We start from the raw sequence: 4,201 nt of genomic DNA, 5'->3' as shown, positions 1-4,201 counted from the left end.
TTAGGTATTCCTGCGGCTCAGGAAAACGGGGACTACTTTCAAAAGGTCCCCCTTGAAATGGCTAAACTTCCGAAAGGATCTATAAAAATATCCGGGAAGGAATTCGCGCTCGGGGAGGATTTTATCGCCTTCTATCCCTTTGAAGGAAGATTCAATGAGGTAGTTTACGCCGGGTACGGGATAGACGATGAGAAGTATTCAGATTATCAGGGCCTGGATGTGAAAGGAAAAGTGATCCTTGTCCGATCCGGGGAACCGCAGATGGAAAATGGGAATTACCTCCTTACGGGAACCAGCAAACCATCTTCCTGGGGTAACATGTCTGAGGGCATTGAAAAACGGGTTGAAGCGGCCCAAGCCAAAGGTGCCAGGGCAGTTTTACTCCTGGATGAGGATAATTTCAAGAGATATCAGAGGTATTACGAAAGAATGAAGGATTCTAACAGGGGCCGTCTCGGCTTTGCTGAAGATATGGAAAACCCCTCCCTCGTCCTGGTGAGCGAGGATATGGCCAGAGCCATGTTTCCTAAACTGGAAGCCCTGAATGGAAACTATACAAATGAGGTCGAACTGTTGGCAGACCTGCAGAATTCCAATGAGCCCATTCCCACGGAAAATGTGGTGGCCTATATAAAGGGTTCGGAAAAACCGGACGAATACATCGTGATCTCCTCCCACCTCGACCATATTGGGGTGTCGAGGGACGGAAGCATTAACAACGGTGCGGATGACGACGGTTCGGGATCCGTCGCCATGCTCGAGATCGCAGAAGCATTTCAGATAGCCGTTGAGGCGGGTAACAGGCCTAAACGTTCCATCGTTTTCCTTCATGTGACGGGGGAAGAGAAGGGATTGCTTGGATCTCGTTATTATACGGATTACGAGCCGATATTCCCACTCGAAAAGACAGTTGCCAACCTCAATATCGACATGATCGGACGAATAGATCCCAAGAGGGAAGGCGACCGGAACTATATCTACCTGATCGGATCCGATAAGCTGAGTTCAGATCTGCACCGCCTTTCAGAGGAGGTCAATGACCGGTATACGAAGATCACTTTGGATTACACCTACAATGATGAAAACGATCCAAACAGGTTCTATTACCGGAGCGACCACTACAACTTTGCCAAGAACAATATACCTATCATTTTCTATTTCAATGGTACGCATGATGATTATCACCGTCCCGGGGATACGCCGGACAAGATCAACTATGATCTGCTTACCAACCGTGCCCGCCTGGTATTCCATACAGCATGGGCTGTGGCCAATCGGGATCAAAGGGTGATAGTAGATAAGCTCTCCAAATAAAATATCCAGGCATACCTACAAAAAACCCCGCTCCAATGCGGGGTTTTTTTCCTCTGCATGAATGAGACCGGCACCAATAAAAAAGTCCCGTTCACAAAACGGGACTTTGTACTTTTGGGTGGAAGACCGGGCTCGAACCGGCGACCTCTGGAACCACAATCCAGCGCTCTAACCAACTGAGCTACAACCACCATAACCAAGCGGTCGCAAAGGTAATTTTTTTTACCCAATGCATCAACATAAAACGATCCTAATTTTCTTCAGATTTTTGGATGACACACCTGCAGAATAATTCTCCACAGGCCCTTAATGGCAGTAGTTTTTCCGTCCATACGTTCTTAAACATCGATATAACACACAAAAAACGGCATTTCACAACAATTATTAGAACAGGCTTTACCTCGGGATTATTTTTATAAATGCTTGATAACACAGGTATGAGTCAACGGGACATTTCTCTCTTCAGCCGAGCCGCGAGGTACTTCAGTACCTTGTGCTGTTCCCTCTTGTTGCTCTCCAGTATACAAAGTACTGCTCAGGCTACCCGTGCAGATGAATTGAACGCCCGAATTAAAAAGCAAAAAACACGTGCAAATTTCAGCGTTACAGATACCGTGTATATCGACCTGCTGAATGAACTGGCCAGGGAGATCCGATTCTACGATACAGACAGTTTGCTCAACCTCTCCAAGCGCGCCCTTGAATACAGTAAAAAAGCTGAATACGCCAGGGGGCAAAGTGTGGCATACCTCCGGCAGGGTGATTACTATTCGGATAAGGGGGAGCGGGATGCAGCCATCAATAACTTTACCAAAGCACTGGTGCTTGCAAAGAACCTGGACGATTGTGCCCTTACACTCCGGATCATCAATAACCTGGCGACCGAATATGCCTATAACGGGGATTACGCCAAGTCGTTGAATAACTACCTGACAGGGGTTGAAATGGCTGAGCTGAAAGGTGAAAAGGAAATGCTCTCCATTCTTAATGAAAATATCGCCGGCTTATATGAATCACAAGAGGATCATGAACAAGCTCTTATATTTTATCAGAAGGCGAAAAAAATAAACGATGAACTGGACGATGATGTGAATTCTGCCATGACCATGAGCAATCTGGCCTCCCTTTATGCCGATATGGGCAAACTGGATTATGCCATGTTTGACGTGAATCGCAGTATTGCGATCTTCGAAAAACATCGTGTCATGGACTGGCTGGCCTATGCTTATGAGACCAAGGGCAAGGTCTACCTGAAACAAGACAAGTTTCAATGGGCTCTTTACTGGTATCGGCAGGGTGAACTCCTGCACGAGGACCTGGACGATGACCGGGGTAAGATCGACCTTTTCAATGGTATGGCCAAAGCCTACCTCGGACAGGGAATTGACAGCCTCTCCGAGCGATATGCCATGCAGGCCTTTGATATTTCCAACGACATCAAGTTTCCGGAAGGCACAAAGGAATGTGCTTATACCCTTTACCTCGTCAACAAGAAAAATGGGAATTTTGAAAAATCTCTGGCCTTCCATGAGATTTATGAAAGCATTACCGAAACCCTGCATCGACTTGAAAACAAAAAGAGTCTCACCCTGCTGAAAACAAGGGCAGAATACGATCAACAAAAACAGGAACTGATCGAAGCCAATGAAAAAGCACTGGCGAGGCAGCGCGGCCTTATCTATGCAGCCATCATCGTTCTTATCATCTTCGCGATCATCACCTTCTTTATCAAAAGGGCTGAGAAGATCCAGAAGAAACTCAATGCCGAATTACAAGCCAAAAAGGAGATCCTGGAGGAACACGAAGCTGCTTTGGTCGACAGCAACGAAACCAAAACAAAACTGTTCTCCATCATAGGACACGATCTCAGGGGACCTATCGGATCTCTGCAGGGATTGTTGCAAATGTTCAGTGACGGCGAGATGACCAAGGATGAATTCTTCCAGTTTATCCCCAAACTCAAAAAGGATGTGGACCATATTTATTTCACCCTGAACAACCTGCTGTCCTGGGGAAATTCACAGATGAACGGCGCGACCGTAAAACCTTCCGTCTTTGCACTGGAATCCCTCGTCGACGACAATATCAACCTCCTCTCAGAGCTTGCCAAGTCTAAATCTATTAAGATCGTCAGCGAACTGACCGGAAATACGCTGATCTGGTCAGACAGCAATCAAATAGACATCGTCATCAGAAACCTGATCAGCAATGCCCTTAAATTCACTCCTGAGAACGGGATGATCACCATTAAGGCTAGGGAAAATAACGACCTGTGGGAAGTATCAGTAAGGGATACCGGAGTCGGTATGGACAAGGTTACCATCGAAAAACTCTTCAAGAAAAATTCAAACATCTCTACGTATGGGACCAACAATGAGAAGGGTACCGGACTCGGCCTTTCCCTCTGCAAGGAAATGGTGGAAAAGAACGGAGGATCTATCTGGGTAGAAAGCGTGCTGAGAAAAGGAAGTACTTTTTTCTTTACCCTCCCGAAAGCCGAAGACAAATACAGCCAGGCAAGCTAAAAGATATCGCTTAAGCTCTTGACCCCCAAGAACCGTTCCACGGTAAATCCTTCAGCGTATTCCACCCCAACGATCCTTCCCAGGTCCCGTGCCCTGTAGGCAATACTGTCTGTAAAATTCTTACTGCTTATGGGCGTACTGGGTTCTTTGCTGTCGGGGTCGTAGAACTGAGAGGCGTATGCCCCTATGGATTCCATTTTCTTTTCGATAAACCCGGTAATATCTACCACGAAATCAGGCTTCAGGTTCTTCCATTGTATATAGTGGTAGACCTGTTTCGGACGCCAGGCATCCTGCCACTGGTCATCCCCTTCTGCCATGGTGTCGATCTTGACCAAACCGCTTAGAAAACAGGCATGGCT

Annotated in this window: 2 protein-coding genes, 1 tRNA gene and 1 pseudogene; 2 read left to right on the top strand and 2 right to left on the bottom strand. The window is 46.7% G+C overall.

Features of this window, described 5'->3' with window-relative positions; genetic code table 11:
- The coding region (locus ABYP73_RS11765; RefSeq protein WP_372974449.1) for a M28 family peptidase at positions 1 to 1,314 on the top strand (1,314 nt) is incomplete at its 5' end.
- A 116-nt stretch (positions 1,315 to 1,430) separates the two neighbouring features.
- Here ABYP73_RS11765 and ABYP73_RS11760 read toward each other — a convergent pair.
- Positions 1,431 to 1,506 (bottom strand) — tRNA-His (locus ABYP73_RS11760).
- 245 nt (positions 1,507 to 1,751) lie between these two features.
- Here ABYP73_RS11760 and ABYP73_RS11755 point away from each other — a divergent pair.
- A complete protein-coding gene (locus ABYP73_RS11755) occupies positions 1,752 to 3,839 on the top strand; it encodes an ATP-binding protein (RefSeq protein WP_372944864.1) in 2,088 nt (695 codons plus the stop codon).
- On the opposite strand, the pseudogene ABYP73_RS11750 reads toward ABYP73_RS11755, so the two are convergent.
- Positions 3,836 to 4,201: pseudogene (locus ABYP73_RS11750) on the bottom strand (bacillithiol biosynthesis deacetylase BshB1); the annotation flags it as partial. The gene ABYP73_RS11755 and the pseudogene ABYP73_RS11750 overlap by 4 nt on opposite strands.

This window comes from Muriicola sp. (assembly GCF_041567615.1).
In the GTDB taxonomy this organism is placed as follows: Bacteria; Bacteroidota; Bacteroidia; order Flavobacteriales; family Flavobacteriaceae; genus Muriicola.
The sequence above is the reverse complement of the archived record's forward strand: the minus strand, read 5'-3'. Positions and strand labels throughout refer to the sequence as shown.